We start from the raw sequence: 3,092 nt of genomic DNA on the forward strand, positions 1-3,092 counted from the left end.
GAAATTCATGCACGTGTAGCAGTCCTCAACCGATTTACGGAATTAGGTCGATCACTTACCCAAGTTACGCCTTAAATTTGGCTCAATTAGGGGCGCTTTGCATTTCAAATCTTTGTGCAACAAAGCCCTTCTTAGATAATCAATTAATTCTGGTAGTTTCCAGTAAAACAAAGAGCTTACATATCCTATTCGTACTGTTCTATCGGTTACTTTATATCTATTTACCATTGATTTAGCATGTGCTGACAAGGTTAATATCTGAGCAGCATACTGATAAAAATATTGTCCTACTTCTGTTTTTTTTACTGGACGTATTCCACGTTCAAATAATATTACCCCTAGTTCAGCCTCTAAATTTTTAATTTGACGCGTTAAAGGAGGTTGTGCCATACACAATTTCGAGGCGTACCCCCGCACTCCGCAGCAAATCTTTATTGAACTTTTACAATACAAAGCTTAGAAGTAAAAGATGATCCTACATCAATATAATGGCAATTATCAATTTGAGTATGTTCTTTTACGATCGTATGACCTAAATAGACTTCATCGATATTATCTACAATATCATATTGATTTGAGTAGTTACGTATTCGCCCCCTACCCCAGAGTGCGTTTGAATATGATGATGTGATCCCTGGTATTTTATAGTCACCTTTAGAAATGTCATGCTTAAAGATATTCCAGTCATGGATATCAATGTCAGCATGAACAATACCAATCTTTTTCCTTTCCAATTCAATTTCTATGACTACAGGCAATTCCATAAAGTGATTGCTAATTTCTAGTTGCTTTTGGAGAGGTAACGCGTAAAACCACTCCCCTCCATTTCGTATATGTATTTCTCTAATCTTAGTGTCATATTGACCTTTAATACACATCTCTTCATGATTTCCACGCACAGTACGAAACCATGGCTCCTCTAGTAAAGAAATACACTCAAAATTTTCATTACCTCGATCAATCAGGTCCCCTGTACAAATGAGTAAATCATTATCAAAATTGAAATTTATTGTTTTTAATTTTTGCATCAATAGGCTATAGCAGCCATGGAGATCTCCAACAATAAAACATGATTTAAATTTTATATTACTAATCTTTAGAACACACATTTTTTAATATCTATCTTAAAATACTTAACTAATTCAGTAACCTATATACAATAGTTACAGCTAAATGGATATTTCATGAATTCTCCCAATAATTTTGCTCTCTCTAATCCGCACGTTCTAATTGAAATCCCTCTTCAAACTCATTAATTGCATCTACCATAACGTCCCAAGAATTTTTAACCGTTAAAACCAAGACACCACAACCAAACCTTTTAGTAACAATCTTATTTCTATTAAAGCAATATATTCCATGTAACATAACATTCCAACCTTGGCCCGTTTGAAAATACTTTAGTAATCTTCATATTTATTTTCCTTACCTTAAATTTCAAACTTTTACCCTTTCATTGTTATAGATTTAGAGTCATACCCTGTTCATTTCCATAATTCTAAAGCGAAAAACTTGATATAAAATCATTGTATTGATGTTGCATCAATATGGATAATAAACGCATAATTCAATTGATATTGCATCTCCATCTTTATATTCATACCAAAGTTCTGAGACAACCTGTAATCATTATGTTAGAGCCTAAATTCAAGCTAAAGCCACTTAAGAATTATCGCCATCCTTATCAGGTTGAAAATGTCTCTTACATGGAAACAGGTGATCCAAAATTTACCTATGCCATGATCAGCTTAGTACCAACCAACAGAAATATAAAAAATACAAAATATTTTATTCGTGTTCTTATGATGAACGAGTTACTTAAATCTGATGTCGAATTTAATATTACATCAGGTTTATTTACTAGCTTTATACACCCTGATGTTTCTGTAACTAACAAAGGTAAATTGAGTCCCGTACAGGATTCACATTTATATGAAGCATTGGCTCAAACTGCCATGGATACTTTTGCTCAAGAATATAGCTATGAGTCTATCATTGGAAACCAAGATATGGCTCGCCTCTTCGGCTTTTTAATTTCTTCCATGATTGGAATTGAATTTAATCCTAATCCTGTTAAGTCTGAAGTAGCAGTTGCCTCTGAACTTTTAAAGAATCTTGATGATATTGTTTATGTTTATAAAAACTACGTAGCTCTCAATCTAAGTGCTGAACTTAGGGCTGAGATAAATTATCAATTCTGGTCAGCCCTTACAATGATGACACGTAGTAACGCTTTGGTATATGCAGAGGCTTCAAAGGGTTATGATTTTTCAAGTCTAGCTAATGAGAAGGTCGATTTAACTGCCAAGAATCTTAAGAGAGCAATAGAAACCAGCCTTCCTTATTTTAACAAATCCCATATTCAACGTGAAATTCGGGATTTACTTACTCACGCTGATTTTGACCTATCAAATCAAAAGATCATATGTAAAGACATGATTATGTCTTCCCATCAACGTGGAAAAGTCAATATGCACGCATATATGAAATATAAAAATACTATTGCGATCCTATATCGTGCATATCTAGTTTCAATAACACAGAATCATGATGACAAGGAGATCAAAAAGTTAAATACAGTATTGGAAGAGGCTATATTTCGACTTTCTACTTCCTCTCAAAATACATTGACCATTAAAATACTTAAAGATCTGTTTACCGTAGAGAAAAAACAGTTAAATGCTTATGGAAATAATGATGTAGATATCCTTCTCAGTGAAGAAATCTCAAATATTATCAAGAGTCTGTCCCTTGTTTCTTGAGTAAAGCATTTTATCATTCTTTCATAAAGAGATTCAGATATTAGAAGTAATTCGTGAGCTATTAACCTCAGGCATGCAAGTAAATTTTATAACCCTATTTATTTAAATCTAGTAGACAAATCGATTATAGCTTCTAAGATTTTAGAAGCTATTTTTATTAATTTATTAAAGGCATTAATATAATAGATCTCTTGCGAAAGTCATTATTGCAAGTTCATCCGGTTTACCAGTGCAGCGATTAAGTTAATGCGTAAACCGAATCTTTTCCGTCTATTTCGATAGCGTTCACTTAGTATTCTAAATCTTTTCAATTGACTGTTAATGTGTTCG

The 3,092-nt window shown here is 33.0% G+C and carries 2 protein-coding genes and 2 pseudogenes; 1 reads left to right on the plus strand and 3 read right to left on the minus strand.

What is annotated here, in order from left to right; genetic code table 11:
* Positions 1-126: 126 nt before the first annotated feature.
* Positions 127-405 (minus strand): annotated as a pseudogene (locus tag ACEWB7_RS17040) (LysR family transcriptional regulator); the annotation flags it as partial.
* A gap of 26 nt (positions 406-431) precedes the next feature.
* A complete protein-coding gene (locus ACEWB7_RS17045; RefSeq protein WP_411580989.1) occupies positions 432-1,109 on the minus strand; it encodes a metallophosphoesterase in 678 nt (225 codons plus the stop codon).
* Positions 1,110-1,631: 522 nt separating this feature from the next.
* Between ACEWB7_RS17045 and ACEWB7_RS17050 the strand changes: the two genes are divergently transcribed.
* Complete coding sequence (locus ACEWB7_RS17050; protein WP_411580990.1) at positions 1,632-2,762, plus strand: hypothetical protein; 1,131 nt, start codon at positions 1,632-1,634, stop codon at positions 2,760-2,762.
* A 203-nt stretch (positions 2,763-2,965) separates the two neighbouring features.
* On the opposite strand, the pseudogene ACEWB7_RS17055 reads toward ACEWB7_RS17050, so the two are convergent.
* Positions 2,966-3,092: pseudogene (locus tag ACEWB7_RS17055) on the minus strand (IS5/IS1182 family transposase); the annotation flags it as partial.

The sequence above is a fragment of the Acinetobacter sp. NIOH-H-8 genome, from assembly GCF_046635365.1.
GTDB lineage: Bacteria > Pseudomonadota > Gammaproteobacteria > Pseudomonadales > Moraxellaceae > Acinetobacter.

What these genes read in the sequence shown, in the direction of transcription:
- ACEWB7_RS17045 (WP_411580989.1), bottom strand. Translation starts at nt 1,109, where the DNA reads ATGTGTGTTCTAAAGATTAGTAATATAAAATTTAAATCATGTTTTATT.
- ACEWB7_RS17050 (WP_411580990.1), top strand. Translation starts at nt 1,632, where the DNA reads ATGTTAGAGCCTAAATTCAAGCTAAAGCCACTTAAGAATTATCGCCAT.